Below are 16,580 nucleotides of genomic sequence, written 5' to 3'. Positions count from 1 at the left end.
AAGGGCTGTGATAATAACTTTTTCAAATAAGGGACAAGCAATCAGCTCTTGCTGCCAGCCGTCATCCGATCATCGCCTGGATCTCATAAAGGATCGTCGATTGGCTGTGTGGGCCGCTCCGGGTTGCTTAGAGCCTGACAGGTATCCCAGTCGGCGGAAATCGCAGCGAGCGGTGCGCCTGTCTCCGTAAGGTAGACGTTCCGAAGCGTTAAACCCACGTTCACCTGGAATAGCGGTAATTGACACTCGCCGCTTATGATCTCTGCCTCTACCCCGTCGGGCCAGGCGATGCTCAGTGTGATGTAGCGGGTGAGGGTTTTATCGGCGTAGGACATTCGGATGAGGGTCGACACTTCGTCCATTTTTACCGGTGTTTTTTCAGATGCTGCAATCGCTGTCATTCCGTCATCGACCGCGGTGTTCCATATCTCACAGAGTGAGGTGCTGGCTGTCACCGTATCGAGAGTTTTTCCCGCCTTGTCCTGATAGCTGAACATTGCGGCTGCGCCTGATGAATACAGCGTCTTCAAGTTTTCCGCGTTGCAGAGCGCGTACATGCTGCCATCGCGGATAAGTAGAGCCTGCTGTTCATCGGGGGCCTCGATCTGCAAAACCTGGATCAGGGTTTTGGTGTCAGCTTTGACCGCGACCTTGGTCGCCTTCACCGGAGCGTCTGGAAAGTTGTCGGACCGGGAAGAAATGAGCTGGATGTAGCGTTCGGCGATGAGGCTCTGTTCATTGTCCTCAGAGGCTGTCTCGGTCGTGTTTCTTTTCTCAATCGTGTCCTTGACACGCATCGATACGGACTGTCCCGCCATCGCAAGAATGAAGCTGAGCAGGATGATGCCAGTCGCTTTCATGCCGCTTGTTCTGGTGCGGTTTTTAGGCTTGGCAAACAAGAGAAAAAGATTGGCGACAGGAATGAACGACAAGATATATCTGTTGCGTGTTCCATATGCATCGAGTGATCGAGCCGCCGCAGTGATGCCAAGAAAGGCACCAATGGGTATGAGAGATCCATAGTAAGCGGCGACGATGAGCGAGAGGTAGCCGTTTTCCGATGCATGTGGCACCGCTAACGACAACACGGAAGTCAGCCCGACCAGAAACGACGAAAATCCGTTAGACAGGACGTATGCAGATCGCCCCATTTTCCAGGGAAGCTGTATCAGGGCGCCCGCCAACAGGCCGGAGACGCTCACAATACCCCAAACTAAAAAGAGCGTCTGCCACGCCCCCATCTGCAGCACGTCATACGCGATTGATTCCATGTCCCGCCCCTCAATTCATGATTGTGGTAGCGCTCATTTTGATCGCGCGCAAGCGGGTTGAAAAAGCGCTCGATTGCTCGTTTTTTTCTCTTCCTGGCTCTGCGGTTTGGCCGTGTTGCAAGGGTGGACAGGATGATGATCTCTCCCGCTCCCACATCCATCGAGGACAGCAGAAAATACGCGTCAAACGGGAACTGGCGTTCCCTGATGGAAGATCATCTGCCAGCGACCGTCGATGCGTTTCCAGATAGAGCTTCTCAGCGTCTCGTTGCTCTGCTGGTCCTGCGCCAGCGGGCGGATGCTCTTGTAGGTGACCAGCACCACATCTTCCGACAGTGGTTTTGCGGTAAAGTCGGCGACCTCCAGCGGCGGTGTCGACACCGATACCTCTTCCTGCGCCAGCGCCTCGATGGTGATCTGCTTGTCGTAGACGCGGCCGGACTTGCCGAACTCGACGAAGTCATCGGCCAGCAGATCGGAGACCGCCTGCGGCGACGATCTGACCTTAGGGCGATGCAGGCTGGTTTCCAGCGAGAAAAACATCTCGATATCATTCGCATCAAACGACATTGCAGCTCCGGCTGGCATGGAATGGGAGGTGTAGGACGGGGTGTCCGTCAGGGGCGATGTGCCGCGACCAGCAGCATCATCGGGCGCTCAAGTTCTTCCGCCAGTGAAGGAAACTGCCTGATCTGGTCTGCCGTCGGGGCGAATTCCCTGATTTCGCGGATGGTGAAGCCGTTGACGACAAGGCTGTTCAGCGTCGTTGCCATCGTGCGGTGGTATTTGAGAACGCCTTTGGCGAACCAGTCGGTGCGCCGCTCTCCCTCGATCGAATAGCCGTTGACCGGCCAGGTCTTTCGTCCGTCGTCACCGGATATCCATTGCGGCTTGTCGGCGGCCATGAAAATCGGATGTTCGATGGTGAAGACGAAATCGCCGCCTGAAACGAGTGCGGCATGAACCATGCGAACGAGGCGCTCAAAATCGCTGACATAGTGGAAGGCGAGCGCACTGTAGGCGAGATCGAACGACGCCTTCGGCAATTCAAGCGTTTCGAGATCGGCTCTTTGATAGTCGATTGCAGGGTAGGGCGTGTCGGCGCGTGCCCGCTCGATCATGTTTTCAGAGAGGTCGACGCCAAGCATCGAGGCCGCGCCCTGCTCATGCATCCAGCGCGAGGCCCAGCCGAAACCGCAACCGAGGTCAACGACGCGTTTGCCGGTCAATGACGGCAGCATGGCGCGAATGGCAGGCCATTCCGGCGCCCCATCCAGACCCTGCACCTGACGCGGAAGCTGGCTGTAACCGGCAAAAAAAGCCGCGTTGTCGTAAATGTTCTGCGCCATGATCGAACCTCGCACCCGCACTGCCATGACAGGCTGTCACCTGAAAGAGACATGCCCGGTCGCCCGATGACGGCGGCACATGATAGCTGCTTCGCCAGAGGCGTCAAAGACGCAGACGAGCATCGCTCACTTCGGTGAAGGTTGCGTCATGATGCGGGCGACAGCGCATTCCAGTCTGGTGTTGGTCCCAGCGACCTTGCCAGCATCTGAAGGGTGGCCTGCTCGAAGTCGTGGGGCCATGACAGTTCAAGCTGCTTTGCCAACGCGCGGGCGCGCGGCAGGAATTGCTCGGCGATGGAAAAATTCGCGTCGATGACCGCCTGTCTTTCCGGCTTCGGAAACGGCAGACGCAGAAGAGTTTGCATGTCGTCTTCGGGCAAGGCCTTGCTGAGATGCAGCGCTCCGCCACGCCCGGCGACATTGGCCGCTTCCAGCATCAGGCTCACCAGATGATCGCGCAGCATGCCGGCGCCACCGACAGCGGTTACATATTCCCGTCTGCCGACCACGACATTGAGAAGCCCGAGGACGCGGAGAAATTCGCCGATCAGAAACTCCACCTTGCCTGTGTCAGGGGCTTTGACCGGCAGCGTTTCCGGTAACGAGCCATAACGGTCGTCCCTGTCGATCAGCGGACGGACAGTGTTTCGGGCCCGCCCGGTAAAGGATGCTGGCGGCATGACGGAGAGATCGCATCGCAGCCAGTCGACCGTGATTGCATTGACGAGAACGTTTCCCTGACCGCGTTGCCGCCAGAAAACGACTGGTGTGATGGCCTGCAGGCATTCGCGCCATCTGGCGATCGTTGCGGTCTGCGCGTCGGGTTCGACAAGAGCGATGAAGTCGATATCGCTGTAGCTGTCCTCGGTGCCACGCCCAAAACTTCCACCGAGGAAAAGACCAGCCAGCGCCTTATCGTCGCGAAGCCCGCTTGCAATATGCTCTATCAGTGCCGTCTGCTTCATGCCACCCCACCTCCGGAAGCTGCCCGTCAAGGCAGCAGAATAGGGTGTTTTGGCAATGCCGCAATGCGTGCATGGCTCAGTTCACATAAGCCAGATGAATGAGCGGGTAAGGCCTGCCTTGTCCGTCTAGGGGTGAGCGGCCCGTTTCACGAAATCCCATTTTCTTATAGAAGCCAATGGCCTGATCGTTCTGCTCGTTGACGTCTGTTGTCATATCAGGATGAAGCGAGAGGCCGTGGCGGACGAGTGCGGCGCCAATGACGTTACCGCTGTGACGCGGATCGACGAACAGCGCTTCCATATGGCCGCTGTCGATCAGCATGAAGGCGAGAGGATGATCGGCCGCATCGACCGCGAGCCAGAGCGGGGCCTGCGGCAGGAAACCGCAGAGCATTTCATCGAGGGCGATACGGTCTTCGGGCAGCAGGAAACCATGCGTGGCGTCAACCGCGCTTCTCCAGATATCCATGATGCGGTCGCCCTCGCCGGGGCGTGCTGGTCGAATGCTGATCATGATCTGCACCTATACCAGTTCACGCTTGCGCCGTAGATTTTTTCGATACGAGCAGCAGCACCGGCAAAGCGCAGAGCGACAGGACCGCGCCCGTGGTGAATGCGGTGGCGGAGCCGTAGAATTCCCAGAGGAAACCGGCAAAGACATTGCCGATGAGCACGGTGAAGCCGGTCATCAGGTTGAAGGCGCCAAAGGATGTGCCCTTGAGATGCGCCGGGGCGGATTGGGCAATCAGCGTGGCGAGAAGACCTTGCGAGAGCCCCATGTGAAGACCCCAGAGAACAATGCCGAGGAGGAAGACAGGGATCGAGGTCGAAAGCGCCAGCACGGCATAAGCGGCGGCCAGGACTGCAACGCTTGCGGCAAGCAGCCCGTTCGGCCCGATGATATCCGAAAGGCGTCCGGTCGGGTAGGCGGTCAGGCCATAAATGGCGTGCATGATGACCATGGTGATCGGTATCCAGGCGGGCTGGAAACCGGCCTCCTGCGATTTCAACAGCAGGAACGCCTCGCTGAAACGGACGAAGGTGAGGGCGGAGGCGGCGAGGATGACGAGCCATGTCGCGCGGCTCAGTCGCATCATCTCGCCGATCGTTGGAGCCGGGCTTGCCTTGCGTGGTGGCTGGTCGGGTTCGCTCACGCCGAACATCAGCACAAGGACGGAAAGGAAAGCCGGGATGACAGCGATCCAGAAGATAAGCGAGACATTGCCGCTCAGCGCAAACATCAGCCCGATGGCCGCCAATGGGCCGACAAAACCGCCAACCGTATCGAGTGATTTTCTGAGGCCGAAGGCCGCGCCGCGGATTTCCGGTGGCGTGACATCGGCAATCAGCGCATCGCGCGGCGTGCCGCGTATGCCCTTGCCAACCCGATCCACGGCCTTGGCGGCAATCACCGCATCAACCGAGGTTGCCAGCGGAAAGACGAGCTTCGAGACCGCGCCCAGCCCGTATCCGATCACGGCCAGCATCTTTCTGTTGCGGGTCCAGTCGGCAATCACGCCGGAAAACAGCTTGGTCACAGTGGCGATTGCCACCGAGATGCCTTCGATGAAACCGACGGTGATTGCAGACGCGCCAAGCCCTGACACCAGATAAAACGGCAGCAATGTCTGCACCATCTCGGATGATATATCCATCAGAAGGCTGACGAGCCCGAGCAACCAGACGGTTTTCGGGATCGGTGTCGATGTCGCGGCTGTTCTGCTGAAGAGAAATGTCATGGATGGCCCCCGGCTTGAGGAGCGGGATAGATCGCCGTTTATTCCCGGTCAATCGCCATCCGTCTCCCAGAGGCGGCAGAATTCTTCGATGTCGTCGGTACGAAATTCGCCAGCGCGCGCCACGATCTCGTCGTGCGGCCTGTCCCACCATGCCAGCCGCGCCAGCCGCCCGGCAATCTCGCGGGAAAAGCGTTCGCGGATGAGGCGGGCGGGCACGCCGCCAACAATGGTGTAGGGCGCGACATCGCGTGAGACGACCGCACCAGCGGCGAGAACGGCGCCGTCGCCAACCGTCACGCCCGGCAGCACGATGACGCCGTGGCCGATCCACACATCGTTGCCGATGGTGACGATGGCGCGTCTTCGATCTTCGAAAAACGCGTGATCGCGGCCGACATCGCTGGAGTAATAATCGGTGCAATAGGTGAAGCGGTGCAGGGAGGGGCGCTGCATGGGATGGTTCGGTGCACCGATCCTGACCGATGCGGCAATGGCGCAGAATTTGCCGATCCGCGCATCTGCCACCGTGCAGTTTTCACCGAGATAGCTGAAATCCCCGAGCGTCGAATATTCGACCCTTGTGGCCTCGAGGATTTCGCAGTGTTTGCCGATCTTGACCTCACGCAGTCCCACAGTCGGGTGGATGAAGGTTTCGGCAAGTTTGGGAGCCGGCCGAGCGTTCGTCTCGTCCGGCGATGTCGTCATCGTCACGATGCAGTCCTGTCCTGGGAGGTCTCGATAGGGCGTCGACTAAACCAGGCGGATGACGATGGTGCGACACTCACTGCATGATGAGGCCGCCATCGACGGCATACTGGCTGCCGGTGACATAGGATGCTTCGGATGAAAGCAGGAACAGGGCAACGGCGGCCGCTTCATCTGCGCTGCCAGCCCGGCCGAGTGGAACCTGATTGACGACGAAATCCTCAAAACCCTGCCGCGCTTCATCCGGCAGGAAGCTGCGGAAGTTGGTTTCGATCGGGCCGGGGACCAGTGTGTTGACCCTGATGCCGCGCGGCGCCAGCGCCGACGCCCAGGAGCGGGCCATGGCGACGACCGCACCCTTGGTTGCCGCGTAGAGCGCGGTTGCGGCCGCCCCTTCATAGGTCGAGCTGGAAGAGGTGAGCAGGACCGATGCGCCGGAGACGAGGTGCGGCGAAAGTGCTGCAAGCTGCAGCATCGGGCCGCGCACATTGGTCGCCATCATGGCGTCGAAGCCTTCGGCATCAATCTCTTCCGGCAGGCCAAGGGTCGCGAAGGCGGCGTTCAGCCACAGCCCGTCCAGCGGACCAGCCGAGGCCACGGTTTCGGCAAGGGCTGTTGCAGTCGGTTCGGCAGCGTCGTTGCGGAACACCACGGCCTTGTCGGCGAATTCCCGCTCTGCGGCTTTCAGGCGCTGTTCGTTCAGGCCGGTCACAAGCACTGTTCCGCCTTCGGCAATGATGCGCCTTGCGCCAACCAGTCCCATGCCGCTTGTGCCACCGGTGATCAAGATGCGTTTGCCGCTGAATCTGCCCATGGTTCGATCTCCTTATGCACATTTCGTTCTGAAACGGGCCTGTTCTACGCCCGGCAATGCAGCCGGTGCAATGATCGATGATGACGCAGTTCTGCCAGAAGACGATGCGGCAACCGGCCGGGGAAAACCCCGACCAGAGGTGATGACGCGATCTATGGTTTGTCAGGCGGCGGCTTTATCGCGCGTCGGGTAATCGGTGTAACCCCTGGCATCGCCGCCGAAATAGGTGGCACGTTCCGCCGGGTTCATGTCCGATCCATCCTTCAGCCGGCTGGTGAAATCCGGATTGGCGAGAACGAACTGCCCGTAGGATTCGATATCGGCCAGTCCGCTCGATATATCGGCGCCGATGTCAGCGAGGGGGCGACCCGGACGGTTGACGATCAACGTCTGGTGCCAGAGCCTGCGGATGTCGGCCAGCAGCGCCTCGTTGCCGAAGTGCATGATGTGGACATAGGCAAGGCCCAGTCTGTTCAGTTCGCCGACCAGATAACGGTAGAGCTCCGGACCTTCGGAACCTTCATCGAGACCGCCAAGCGTTGCTCCCGGCGACAGGCGAATTGCCGTCTTCTCCGGCCCGATTTCATCGGCGATCGCCTTGGCGACCTCGATGGCGAAGCGGGCGCGGTTCTCGATCGATCCGCCATAGGCATCCGTGCGCTGGTTGGCGTTGGGCGCGAAGAACTGCTGTAGCAGGTAGCCGTTGGCGCCATGAATTTCCACACCGTCCGCACCCGCTTCAACCGCACGTCTGGCCGCATGGCGAAAATCGGCGATTGTCCGGTTTATGTCTTCAACGGTCATTTCACGCGGTTCAGGGATCGACTGCATGCCGGTCGCGGTAAAGATCTGATCGTTGGGGGCAATGGCCGAAGGGGCGAGTGCCGGGCGGTGGTGCGGCGTGTTGTCCGGGTGCGATGTGCGACCGACATGCATCAACTGGATGAAGATGTGCGATCCCTTGGCGTGCACGGCATCCGTTACCGTCTTCCATGCCGCAACATGGGCGTCGGTGTAAATGCCGGGTGTCGTCAGATATCCCTGTCCGTCATCGGAGGGCTGCGTGCCCTCGGTGACGATCAGGCCAAGACCTGCGCGCTGTGCGTAATATTCTGATGTCAGCGGGCCGGGCACGCCGTCATAGTCTGCGCGGCTTCGTGTCATCGGCGCCATTGCCAGACGGTTTGCAAGATCAAGTGTGCCGACGCGTGCCGGGCTCCAGATATCGGTCATGGGTAGTCTCCTCAGAGTTCCGTTTCGATTGCGATCAACCGGGCGGTTGGGTGGTTCGATGTTCTGAGGGCAATATAATCTCTTCCATAATCGGGATTAACGGCGGATAATGGAAATGATTATTCATTAGGTGGTATAATGTCGGACTATCTGAATGACATGGCGCTCTTCGTGGAAGTCGTCCGCTCCAACAGTTTCAGCAAGGCTGCTGACGTGATCGGCATGCCCAATTCCACACTGTCACGGCGTATCTCGCTACTTGAAGAGTCCATCGGCCTGCGGCTGCTGCACCGCACGACGCGCAAAATCGAGCTGACCGAGGCGGGGCGGCTTTATTACGAGCGCGCCAAGCGCATTGTCGAGGAAGCGCGCATTGCGCATGAGGAACTGGGCAACATGGTGGCGCAGCCGAGCGGGGTGCTGCGGGTGTCGTTACCGGTGGATTTCGCGACCACCTATGTCGCGCCGCTGCTGCCGGAATTTGCCGCGCTTTATCCGGGTATCACGCTCGACATGGACCTGACGCCGCGCAATGTTGACCTTGTCGGCGAGCCGTTCGATCTTGCCATCCGAATGGCCGTTCCCGAGGGAACGGGACTGATTACCCGTGTCATCGCCAGAATATCCTCCCGTCTTTACGCCTCGCCGGAATACCTGAGGAACCGAGGCGAACCGCAACGGCCTGATGATCTTGAGAGCCACGAATGTCTGACCGTCGCGACGCGGCCGTCGTGGACGCTCTATCGCGGCAAGGAGAAGATGACCGTCAATGCCTCGAGCCGCTACCGTGCCAACAGCGTGGCGATGGTACGCGAACTGGCAGCGCATGGCATGGGGATCGTTTTCCTGCCTGAACGGGTCGTCGCCCACAAGCTTGCAGCCGACACATTGCAGCCTGTGCTTGCCGACTGGACCGGCGAGCCCGGTCCAGTCTACGCCGTCACCGAAACACGGCTGTTACCGGCGAAAACCCAGAGGTTCATCGAGTTCCTGCGGGAGAAATTGCGGGATGCAGTCTAGGACATGGCACGGTTGACGACCCGCCGCCAACAGCCATAGTTGGGATATGCGAGAGGTCATTGTCGATTGTTCAGGGATCAGATCGGCTGCGGAATTCTGGCAGCGCTATCTGGACGTGGTCAAGCCGCAGGGCGCGGCGGTGTTTGGATGTAACCTGGATGCATTTTGGGATGCCATTGAAGGTGGCGGGCCGGGGTGGCCAGGGGATGTTGCCCTGATCTTTTCGCACACGGAGCACCTGTCTGCGCTGAGGACCGGGGACGGCAACGCATCTTTCCTCGATGCGCTTGCCGCAATCGCCAATGAGGCGACCGTGACGCGCATAACCTTCACCTGAAAGGCTTGCCATCAAATTTTACCGGCAGAGGAAACGGGGATGGGGTCGCCACCCCCGCGCCGATGATCAGCCAGCCGTGGTCGGGACCGGGGTGTTGAGAAGCTGCTGCTCCCAGAGATAGGCGATGCCGCTGCCTGCCGCGTGGTGCTTCAGGATATCCGTCAGTTCCGCGGCGTGTTCGGTGCGTGCCCAGTCGCGCTGCCATTCGGCGGCCAGTGCCAGCCACGTCATCATGTTGGCGCCGGCGGCGATCATGCGCTGGATCGCAAGTTCGTGGGCTTCGACGGACACGCTGCCCGAGGCGTCGGTAATCACCGTCACATCCCAGCCTTCGCCCAGCGCCTGGATCGTCGGCATGGCAACGCAGATCTCGGTCCACAGACCGGCGATGATGAGCTGCTTGCGTCCGGTTGCCTTAACGGCATCCACCACGGTCTGATCCTGCCAGGTGTTGATGAAGGTACGGTCGATCACCTCCTGACCCGGAAAGACATCGGTGATCTGCGGGAAGATCAGGCCGCCGCGATCGGCGATCACGCTGGTCAGAATGGTGGGGACGCCGAACACCTTTGCGGCTTTTGCCAGCGCCGTCGCGTTGTTGACCACCATCTGCGGCTCGTGGCTGTTCAGGTTGGCAAGCTGGTAGGGTTGATGGTCGATCAGAACCAGAACCGAATCTTCGGGGCGAAGGAGTGAAGCAAGGCCGTTACGAAAGGTCATGAATGCATCCTCTTGCTGTCGTTTTGGGTGTGACGTTCGTTTGCCGACAGGGTTGCGCTGACAGCGGCGCAGCCTGTGGCGCGAACACTGTCATTGCGTTTTTCGCTACGATAGTGCTGACTTGCGGCAAGCTGTGTCGCGCAAACCGGAACGCCAGATGGATATCGAAGATCTCAGGACATTCGTGGAAGTTGCCGAAGCCGGCGGTGTTTCACCGGCCGCACGGCGGCTCAACCTGTCGAAATCGATTGTCAGCCGCCGGCTGATCCGGCTGGAGGCGGAACTCGGCATCCAGCTTCTGGCCCGCACGACACGGGGTGCCGCCTTGACCGAGGCCGGGATCACCTTTCGCGATCATGCGGCCAGAGCCTGCGCCGAAATCGATGAAGCCAGAGAAACCATCCTGCCGGCGGGAGAGCTTTGCGGGCGCCTGCGCATTGCCGTGCCGCTTTCCTTCGGCCCGACGCATTTTGCCCCGGTGCTTGCGCAGATGGCGCAGCGTCATCCGCAACTCAATGTGCACACATCCTACAGCGATCGCTTTGTCGATCTGATCGCAGAAGGTTTCGATTGCGCCATTCGCGTCGGATATCTTGCGGATTCCAACCTGATTGCCAGACGTGTCGGCCCGCTCTACGGCAAGCTGGTCGCCAGCCCCGACTATGTCAGGAAACATGGCGAGCCGAAGACACCGGCCGAAATTGTCGATCATCAGGCGCTGATGCAGGGCACGGAAGCCTGGCAGTTTCTGGATGGAGAGAAGACGATCACGGTCTATCCGCGCGGACGGTTCAAGGCCGACAATGCCGTGGCGCTGACCGCGGCAGCGCTGGCCGGTCTCGGCATCGGCTGGTTGCCGGATGGCATTACCGGCGAACACATCGCCTCCGGTGCGCTGGTGCCGGTCATGACCCGCTATCCGCCGCCGCCGGCCGGCATCTATGTCATCCGCCCGCCGGGGCAGCACCCTTCCAGAAAGGTCCGGGTGCTGACCGAAATGCTGATCGACTGTTTCGAGCACACGCGCAGTGCGGGCTGACGGCCTTAACGTGAATGGCTGAAGTGAACCGGGCGGATGATCTTGGCGCCGCCCTTGATATCGGCGTTGCGCCGCTCGTAGAACGCCATGAATTCCTCAAAGGGCAGGGCCTTCGAATAGAGCCAGCCTTGCCCATATTGCACCCCGGCCTTGTACAGAACCGCTTCCTGTTCGGCGGTTTCGATGCCTTCCGCGACCATCTTGAGTTTCAGGCTGTGGGCCATCTCGATGATGTGCGGTGTGACGAGGCTGGTGGCGGCATTGCGACCGAGGGCATCGATGAAGGACTTGTCGATCTTGAGCACCGTCACCGGCAGGCTCTGCAACATCGACAGGCTGGAATAGCCGGTTCCGAAATCGTCGATGGCAATCACATGTCCGGCGTCGCGGGCTCTGGTCAGCGTGGCGCTGGCAGCATCAGCCTGAATGAAACCGCGCTCCGTCACCTCCAGCCAGATCTGCGATGTCTGGACCTTGATGGTCCGGAGCTGATCGTCGATCTGGGTCAGGAACCGGCCGTCCTCCACATCCTGCGGCGATATGTTGATGGCGACGTGCATGTCGCGGTGTTCGGCAAGCGCATCCTTCATGGTTTCAAGCACGTTGCGCACCATGATTTCGGTGATCTGGCCGATCATGCCGTTCTGCTCGGCAACGGGAATGAAAAGATCGGGCCGGACGGAAGAGCCATCCGGGCGCTGCCAGCGGATCAGGGCTTCGGCCCCGATGCAGCGGCCGGTCGCGAGATCGATGATCGGCTGGTAATGGGCGACGAATTCCTTGCGACGAATACCGATTGCCAGTTCACCGGCCAGTGACAATCGCTGCCGCGACACCCAGGCAATCAACGCGATGAGGCCGAGCGATATGCCGATGCCAACCGGGATCATCTTCCAGAGTTCGGCGTCGGTGCGCCAGTCCACGACGCTGCGGTTGGAAATGGCGAAGGCGGCAAAGTCCTTGCCGCGCCGGGAGGAAAAGACCTGCCTGTCGTTGAAGCCGCTGGTTTCCTGGCTGACCAGACGCGAGACAAGCTGCGGATCGGCAGCGCCGGACAGTGCAATCGGCTGACCATCCAGCGAAGCGATGCCGAGCAGCATGGGCGTGTCGTGCAGCACATCAACCAGCCGTTCGCGTTTCAGAAGCGCGTGGTAATTGCCTTGGCTCACCACGATCATGCCATCGACTGGGTCCGAGAGACCGCCGCCATTGAGGCGCAGTTCATAGCCTTCGGAAAGCGCGATGCTGTCCTCGAACAGCGTTGCCTCGGTGCGGACCAGCCCCCAGGTGTCGCAGACGAGTTGTCCGTTGTTCGTCACGGCAATCTCATCGACGGAGAGTGCGTCGGTCGTCAGTTTCTGCAGCCGGGCAATATCGTCGGGCGTGCAGGACTGGCGATTTTCCGCTGCAAGCACCTTGAGTACGGCGCGGGCGCGGGCAATGTTGAGGTCGCCGCGCTGCACGGTCCAGTCGGCATAATCGGCCAGATGCCGTCGTTCCAGCGCAAAGGCCCGTTCGCGTGAAATGTAGACTGCGGCGAGCAGCGGCAAAGCCCCGGCGCAAATTGCCAATCCGAATGCAATCGTCAAAACAATGTTTCGCCGCATCTTGGCTTCCTTGAGCGCCGGGCATCACAAGCAATGATGCTCAACTTAAACGTTCAAGGTTGTCAGAACCTTACAATTGCGGTGGTAATTCTCACGGGGACAATCCATCAGAGCAAAGCCATGATCTTAGCCACACTGTCTTCGACCGACAGGCGAAATGTGTCGAGGCTGAGGTCAGTCGTCCACGGTTCGAAGCTGCGCGCCTCGATTGCCGCCCATGTGGGCGGTGTCAGGCCTTCGATGGTCGAAGGGCGGGTCTCCGCGCGGTGACGATGGGTGGTCGCATCCGAGCAGCGGATTTCAATCTCGATTTATCGGCGGTCGGTCTCCGCCGCCACCTGCCTGAAGGCCTTGCGGGTGATCTCCGTTGCGTTGACGGAATCGGCAATCACGGTCTGGCCGAGCCGCAGATTGTCCGCCGCCAGCCGGTAAAGGCCGATGTAGCCGGCCGGTCCGACATCGCATCCGTCCGGCAGGCACGAACGGATCGCCTGCTCCAGCGTATCGACCCTGAGGTAACAGGCGCCGATGCGTGCGGCGAGAGCCTGCGCGATGGTGCTTTTTCCCGAACCGGGCAGGCCGCCCAGAATAATCAGCATGTCACCCTCCCGATCGACCCCGTTCCATCTTCGACGCCATGACGCCATGAGCCCGTGACGCCGTGATGTCTGCCGTTCAGGGGTAAGGCCCACGCTCCAGAAAGGTCGAAAGGGCGATGTAACTGCGCACGGAGCGCACCCCTTCGAGGCTTTGAATTTCCATCAGGAAGTTTTCGAGCGATTCCGTATCGACAGCCCGCACTTTGACCAGCACGCAGCCATCGCCCGCCACGGTATGCAGCTCTTCGACCTCGGGCCGTTTGGTGAATTTCAGCAATTCGCGCGTTGCGTTGTAGCTGCTGGTATCGATCACCAGAAAGGTCAGCAGCGAGCGGCCGAGTTTGCAGCCGTCGAGCTGGGCAACCGTGCCCTTGATGACGCCATCGCGCTTCAGACGCTTGACGCGTTCGTGCACGGCGGGGGCGGAGAGATTCACGATCTTGCTGAGTTCGGCGTAGCTGGCGGAGGCATCCTCGGCGAGCACGCCTAATATTTTTCGGTCTGTCGCATCGATATCGGCAGGGTGATGGCGTGTTTGCCGAACCGTATCTTTTTCTTCAACTTCAGTTGCCATTTAGGCTTTACCTCCGAATTTCATTCCACCATATGGCCATTAACGCCGAATTTTATTCGGAAGACAATTGCCTATCTGGAGTTTCATCATGCCCTTGGCTCTTCTCGCGCTGGCCGTCGGCGCTTTCGGTATCGGATTGACCGAATTCGTCGTCGCCGGCATCCTGCCGCAGATCGCCCAGGAGTTCGGCGTCGACATACCGACGGCCGGTCTCATGGCCACCACCTATGCGCTGGGTGTGTTTGTCGGCGCACCTGTTCTGACCGTGCTGGGGGCGAGGGTGCCCAGAAAGACGATGCTGATCGGTCTTGCGGTCATCTTCACGCTTGGCAATGTCATCACCGCCATTGCGCCGACCCTGTCGATTGCGCTGACGGGACGCATCATCACCTCCTTCAACCACGGTGCGTTCTTCGGCATCGGTTCCATCATCGCCGCCTCGCTGGTGGCACCTGACCGGCAGGCGCGTGCGATCGCCTTCATGTTCTCCGGCCTGACGATGGCCAATCTCGTCGGCGTTCCCGCCGCGACATGGCTGGCACAGGTCTATGACTGGCGGCTGGTGTTCTGGCTTTCGGCCGCCATCGGTGTTGTCACCATTGTCAGCGTTGCTTTGCTGGTGCCGCAGATCAAGGCGGGCAAGGCCATTGCCCTGCGCCGCGAGCTGCGTGCCTTCACCGATCCGCAGGTGTTGCTGGCCATGGGCATCACCGTTTTCGGCCCGGCGGCCTTCTTCACCTCGATCACCTATATCGCGCCGATGATGATCGAGGAGGGTGGTTTTTCGGAAGCCGGTGTGGCGCGGCTGATGGTTCTCTTCGGTCTTGGCCTTGCCGTCGGCAACTGGGTGGGCGGGCGTTTTGCCGACCGCTCGCTGTTCGGCACGCTGTTTGTGACGCTTGCCGCACAGGCTGCCATCCTGATGGTGTTCTGGGCTGGCGTTGAAAATGCCGTGGTCGCTTCGGCCTCGGTCTTCCTCATGGCGGCCTTCGGTTTTGCCACGGTTTCGCCGATCCAGAAGCTGGTCATGGACCGCGCCAATGCCGCCGGTGCGCCAACCATCGCCGCTTCGGTCAATATCGGCATGTTCAATCTCGGCAACGCGCTTGGTGCCTGGGCGGGCGGCGCCACCATTGCGGCCGGTTTCGGTCTTGCCTCACCAAACTGGGCAGGCGCCATTCTGTCGCTCATCGCGCTGGCTCTGGCCTTCATCGCACGGCTTGGAGCCGATGCGGAGTATGCCCGGGCGGCGGCGGAATAACACCGTTCCCCGAACATGTGTGGCGGCCGGTTTCGACCGGCCGTTGCCTCATCCGGCTTTGCGCGCCGCCTGATCCCTGATCTGCCTGAGAGCCGCGTTGAAACCCTTCGGCGTGCCGCTGGACCCCGCCAGCTTGCCGACCTTGACCTGATCGATGCGCCTGCCAACCACGACATCTGGCACTGCCGCCGCAAAGGCGCGCTGCAGTTCCAGCGACCTTGGGACATAGGCATGCGGTGTCACCGTGACGGCGGTGATGATGTCGTTTTGCAAGGTGACGCGCACGGTTACGAAAGACGGCTGGCCGCCATATTGGCCGGTCGCTTCATAGTCACCATCAACATATCGGCTGCGGTTCACGCCCTGCGCATCGGCCGCTCCGGCAAGTGTCAGCACGAGAGCCGATGCCATCAGCATGGTTCTGGTCTGGCTGGTCATATCAATGTCCTTTCTCAGGTGAAAACTTCGCCATCGAAGTTGTCGGAAACTTCGGCGCGGCCATCGGCGAACAGGCGGACGAAAGAGAAATCGAATGCCTGCCTCAGACGTGCGGCCGGGGCGAAGAACAGCGCCGTGGCAAGGCCATCGGCCGTCGCTGCATCTGCCGCCATCGCCCATGTGGCGATGACATCGTGCGTCGGTCGCCCGGTGCGGCCATCGACAACGTGGTGCAGCCCATCGCCCCAGGCGCGACGATTGACCGACGAGGCGCAGAGTGCGCCATCGGCAAGCGTGGCGATGCCGATAACGCGTGAAGGATCGCGTGGATCTTCCAGCCCGACGGTTACAGGCAGGTTGCCCCGATGCCGCATGTCGCCGCTGCCATCGACAAGGAAATCCTCGATGTCTTTCGATTTCAGCAGGTCGGCGATCAGGTCGACAAGCCGGCCCTTGCCGAGTGCGCCGAGATCGATGGTCAACGGTCGTCCGGTCGTGAGTGTCGCGCCATGTCTCGTGATATCTCGGTTCCATGCCGGGCGTTGCGATGCCGGGCAGGGTGCCGTGTCACAGGTTGAGACAAGCGAATAGCTGCGGTCATACCCCAGCCGCTCGAGATCGGCGCCAACCAGCGGATCGACCGCGCCATCGGTTGCTGTGTGAAGCCGGTCATAGAGGTCGAACATCACCGCCGCATCAGGCGGAAAGGCAAAGACGCCACCGCCTTTGGCAGCGGCGATCTCTGCGATCAGTGAGGTGTCGCGAAAGCGCGAATAGAGCCTGTCGAAGTCTTCTGTCAGCTCAAGCACGCGCTCTCGCATGGTGGTCGAAAGCGGTTGTGGCGTGTCGATCTCGAAGCGCGTGCCGATGGCATCGAAGCTGAAACGGCAGTTCGGCACGCCATCCATC

The 16,580-nt window shown here is 60.4% G+C and carries 18 protein-coding genes and 1 pseudogene; 4 read left to right on the top strand and 15 right to left on the bottom strand.

The window, feature by feature from the left end; translation table 11 throughout:
- Nucleotides 1–83 precede the first annotated feature (83 nt).
- The 9 genes from FY156_07380 to FY156_07340 form a co-directional block, all read right to left on the bottom strand.
- On the bottom strand, nt 84–1,271 hold the full coding sequence (locus tag FY156_07380) for a hypothetical protein (GenBank protein UXS01313.1): 1,188 nt from the start codon (nt 1,269–1,271) through the stop codon (nt 84–86).
- A gap of 183 nt (nt 1,272–1,454) precedes the next feature.
- Nucleotides 1,455–1,841: a DUF4440 domain-containing protein gene (locus FY156_07375; protein ID UXS01312.1), complete on the bottom strand. Its 387-nt coding sequence runs from the start codon at nt 1,839–1,841 to the stop codon at nt 1,455–1,457.
- 47 nt (nt 1,842–1,888) lie between these two features.
- On the bottom strand, nt 1,889–2,620 hold the full coding sequence (locus FY156_07370; GenBank protein UXS01311.1) for a class I SAM-dependent methyltransferase: 732 nt from the start codon (nt 2,618–2,620) through the stop codon (nt 1,889–1,891).
- A 146-nt stretch (nt 2,621–2,766) separates the two neighbouring features.
- Nucleotides 2,767–3,585, bottom strand: a complete 819-nt coding sequence (locus FY156_07365; protein UXS01310.1) for a nucleotidyltransferase domain-containing protein — start codon at nt 3,583–3,585, stop codon at nt 2,767–2,769.
- A 76-nt stretch (nt 3,586–3,661) separates the two neighbouring features.
- Entirely contained in the window at nt 3,662–4,099 is a 438-nt protein-coding gene (locus FY156_07360) for an acetyltransferase (protein UXS01309.1), read from the bottom strand.
- Between the two features lie 19 nt (nt 4,100–4,118).
- A complete protein-coding gene (locus FY156_07355) occupies nt 4,119–5,324 on the bottom strand; it encodes an MFS transporter (protein UXS01308.1) in 1,206 nt (401 codons plus the stop codon).
- Nucleotides 5,325–5,372: 48 nt separating this feature from the next.
- Nucleotides 5,373–6,029 carry an acetyltransferase gene (locus tag FY156_07350; GenBank protein UXS03066.1) on the bottom strand — a complete coding sequence of 219 codons (657 nt, stop codon included), beginning with the start codon at nt 6,027–6,029 and terminating at the stop codon, nt 5,373–5,375.
- 76 nt (nt 6,030–6,105) lie between these two features.
- Nucleotides 6,106–6,843 (bottom strand): SDR family oxidoreductase, encoded by a 738-nt coding sequence (locus FY156_07345; GenBank protein UXS01307.1) that lies wholly within the window; start codon nt 6,841–6,843, stop codon nt 6,106–6,108.
- 162 nt (nt 6,844–7,005) lie between these two features.
- Entirely contained in the window at nt 7,006–8,076 is a 1,071-nt protein-coding gene (locus FY156_07340) for an alkene reductase (GenBank protein UXS01306.1), read from the bottom strand.
- A 138-nt stretch (nt 8,077–8,214) separates the two neighbouring features.
- On the opposite strand from FY156_07340, the gene FY156_07335 reads away from it, so the two are divergent.
- The gene (locus FY156_07335; GenBank protein ID UXS01305.1) at nt 8,215–9,096 is read left to right on the top strand and encodes a LysR family transcriptional regulator; all 882 of its coding nucleotides are present in this window, start codon (nt 8,215–8,217) and stop codon (nt 9,094–9,096) included.
- A gap of 46 nt (nt 9,097–9,142) precedes the next feature.
- Entirely contained in the window at nt 9,143–9,433 is a 291-nt protein-coding gene (locus tag FY156_07330; GenBank protein UXS01304.1) for a barstar family protein, read from the top strand.
- 66 nt (nt 9,434–9,499) lie between these two features.
- On the opposite strand, the gene FY156_07325 is transcribed toward FY156_07330, so the two are convergent.
- On the bottom strand, nt 9,500–10,153 hold the full coding sequence (locus tag FY156_07325; protein UXS01303.1) for a hydrolase: 654 nt from the start codon (nt 10,151–10,153) through the stop codon (nt 9,500–9,502).
- Nucleotides 10,154–10,286: 133 nt separating this feature from the next.
- Here FY156_07325 and FY156_07320 point away from each other — a divergent pair, with 133 nt between their 5' ends.
- Nucleotides 10,287–11,192, top strand: coding sequence for a LysR family transcriptional regulator (locus tag FY156_07320; protein ID UXS01302.1), 906 nt, complete (start codon nt 10,287–10,289; stop codon nt 11,190–11,192).
- A 5-nt stretch (nt 11,193–11,197) separates the two neighbouring features.
- Here FY156_07320 and FY156_07315 read toward each other — a convergent pair whose 3' ends face one another.
- The 3 genes and pseudogenes from FY156_07315 to FY156_07305 all read right to left on the bottom strand — a co-directional run bounded on the left by FY156_07315 (nt 11,198) and on the right by FY156_07305 (nt 13,972).
- Nucleotides 11,198–12,799, bottom strand: a complete 1,602-nt coding sequence (locus FY156_07315; GenBank protein UXS01301.1) for an EAL domain-containing protein — start codon at nt 12,797–12,799, stop codon at nt 11,198–11,200.
- Between the two features lie 107 nt (nt 12,800–12,906).
- Nucleotides 12,907–13,398 (bottom strand): annotated as a pseudogene (locus FY156_07310) (AAA family ATPase).
- A gap of 76 nt (nt 13,399–13,474) precedes the next feature.
- Nucleotides 13,475–13,972 carry an Lrp/AsnC family transcriptional regulator gene (locus FY156_07305; GenBank protein ID UXS01300.1) on the bottom strand — a complete coding sequence of 166 codons (498 nt, stop codon included), beginning with the start codon at nt 13,970–13,972 and terminating at the stop codon, nt 13,475–13,477.
- An 88-nt stretch (nt 13,973–14,060) separates the two neighbouring features.
- Here FY156_07305 and FY156_07300 point away from each other — a divergent pair, with 88 nt between their 5' ends.
- Nucleotides 14,061–15,233, top strand: a complete 1,173-nt coding sequence (locus FY156_07300; GenBank protein UXS01299.1) for an MFS transporter — start codon at nt 14,061–14,063, stop codon at nt 15,231–15,233.
- Between the two features lie 48 nt (nt 15,234–15,281).
- On the opposite strand, the gene FY156_07295 is transcribed toward FY156_07300, so the two are convergent.
- Together FY156_07295 and FY156_07290 are read right to left on the bottom strand one after the other, a co-directional pair.
- The gene (locus FY156_07295) at nt 15,282–15,593 is read right to left on the bottom strand and encodes a hypothetical protein (GenBank protein UXS03065.1); all 312 of its coding nucleotides are present in this window, start codon (nt 15,591–15,593) and stop codon (nt 15,282–15,284) included.
- A 92-nt stretch (nt 15,594–15,685) separates the two neighbouring features.
- A complete protein-coding gene (locus FY156_07290) occupies nt 15,686–16,579 on the bottom strand; it encodes an FAD:protein FMN transferase (GenBank protein UXS01298.1) in 894 nt (297 codons plus the stop codon).
- Between the last annotated feature and the right edge of the window lies 1 nt (nt 16,580).

The organism is Agrobacterium tumefaciens (assembly GCA_025559845.1).
Classification (GTDB): Bacteria; Pseudomonadota; Alphaproteobacteria; order Rhizobiales; family Rhizobiaceae; genus Agrobacterium.
The sequence above is the reverse complement of the archived record's forward strand: the minus strand, read 5'-3'. Positions and strand labels throughout refer to the sequence as shown.

What these genes read in the sequence shown, in the direction of transcription:
- FY156_07375 (UXS01312.1), bottom strand. Translation starts at nt 1,841, where the DNA reads ATGTCGTTTGATGCGAATGATATCGAGATGTTTTTCTCGCTGGAAACC.
- FY156_07340 (UXS01306.1), bottom strand. Translation starts at nt 8,076, where the DNA reads ATGACCGATATCTGGAGCCCGGCACGCGTCGGCACACTTGATCTTGCA.
- FY156_07335 (UXS01305.1), top strand. Translation starts at nt 8,215, where the DNA reads ATGTCGGACTATCTGAATGACATGGCGCTCTTCGTGGAAGTCGTCCGC.
- FY156_07345 (UXS01307.1), bottom strand. Translation starts at nt 6,843, where the DNA reads ATGGGCAGATTCAGCGGCAAACGCATCTTGATCACCGGTGGCACAAGC.
- FY156_07305 (UXS01300.1), bottom strand. Translation starts at nt 13,972, where the DNA reads ATGGCAACTGAAGTTGAAGAAAAAGATACGGTTCGGCAAACACGCCAT.
- FY156_07290 (UXS01298.1), bottom strand. Translation starts at nt 16,579, where the DNA reads ATGGATGGCGTGCCGAACTGCCGTTTCAGCTTCGATGCCATCGGCACG.
- FY156_07365 (UXS01310.1), bottom strand. Translation starts at nt 3,585, where the DNA reads ATGAAGCAGACGGCACTGATAGAGCATATTGCAAGCGGGCTTCGCGAC.
- FY156_07300 (UXS01299.1), top strand. Translation starts at nt 14,061, where the DNA reads ATGCCCTTGGCTCTTCTCGCGCTGGCCGTCGGCGCTTTCGGTATCGGA.
- FY156_07325 (UXS01303.1), bottom strand. Translation starts at nt 10,153, where the DNA reads ATGACCTTTCGTAACGGCCTTGCTTCACTCCTTCGCCCCGAAGATTCG.
- FY156_07355 (UXS01308.1), bottom strand. Translation starts at nt 5,324, where the DNA reads ATGACATTTCTCTTCAGCAGAACAGCCGCGACATCGACACCGATCCCG.
- FY156_07315 (UXS01301.1), bottom strand. Translation starts at nt 12,799, where the DNA reads ATGCGGCGAAACATTGTTTTGACGATTGCATTCGGATTGGCAATTTGC.
- FY156_07330 (UXS01304.1), top strand. Translation starts at nt 9,143, where the DNA reads ATGCGAGAGGTCATTGTCGATTGTTCAGGGATCAGATCGGCTGCGGAA.
- FY156_07360 (UXS01309.1), bottom strand. Translation starts at nt 4,099, where the DNA reads ATGATCAGCATTCGACCAGCACGCCCCGGCGAGGGCGACCGCATCATG.
- FY156_07380 (UXS01313.1), bottom strand. Translation starts at nt 1,271, where the DNA reads ATGGAATCAATCGCGTATGACGTGCTGCAGATGGGGGCGTGGCAGACG.
- FY156_07370 (UXS01311.1), bottom strand. Translation starts at nt 2,620, where the DNA reads ATGGCGCAGAACATTTACGACAACGCGGCTTTTTTTGCCGGTTACAGC.
- FY156_07350 (UXS03066.1), bottom strand. Translation starts at nt 6,029, where the DNA reads ATGACGACATCGCCGGACGAGACGAACGCTCGGCCGGCTCCCAAACTT.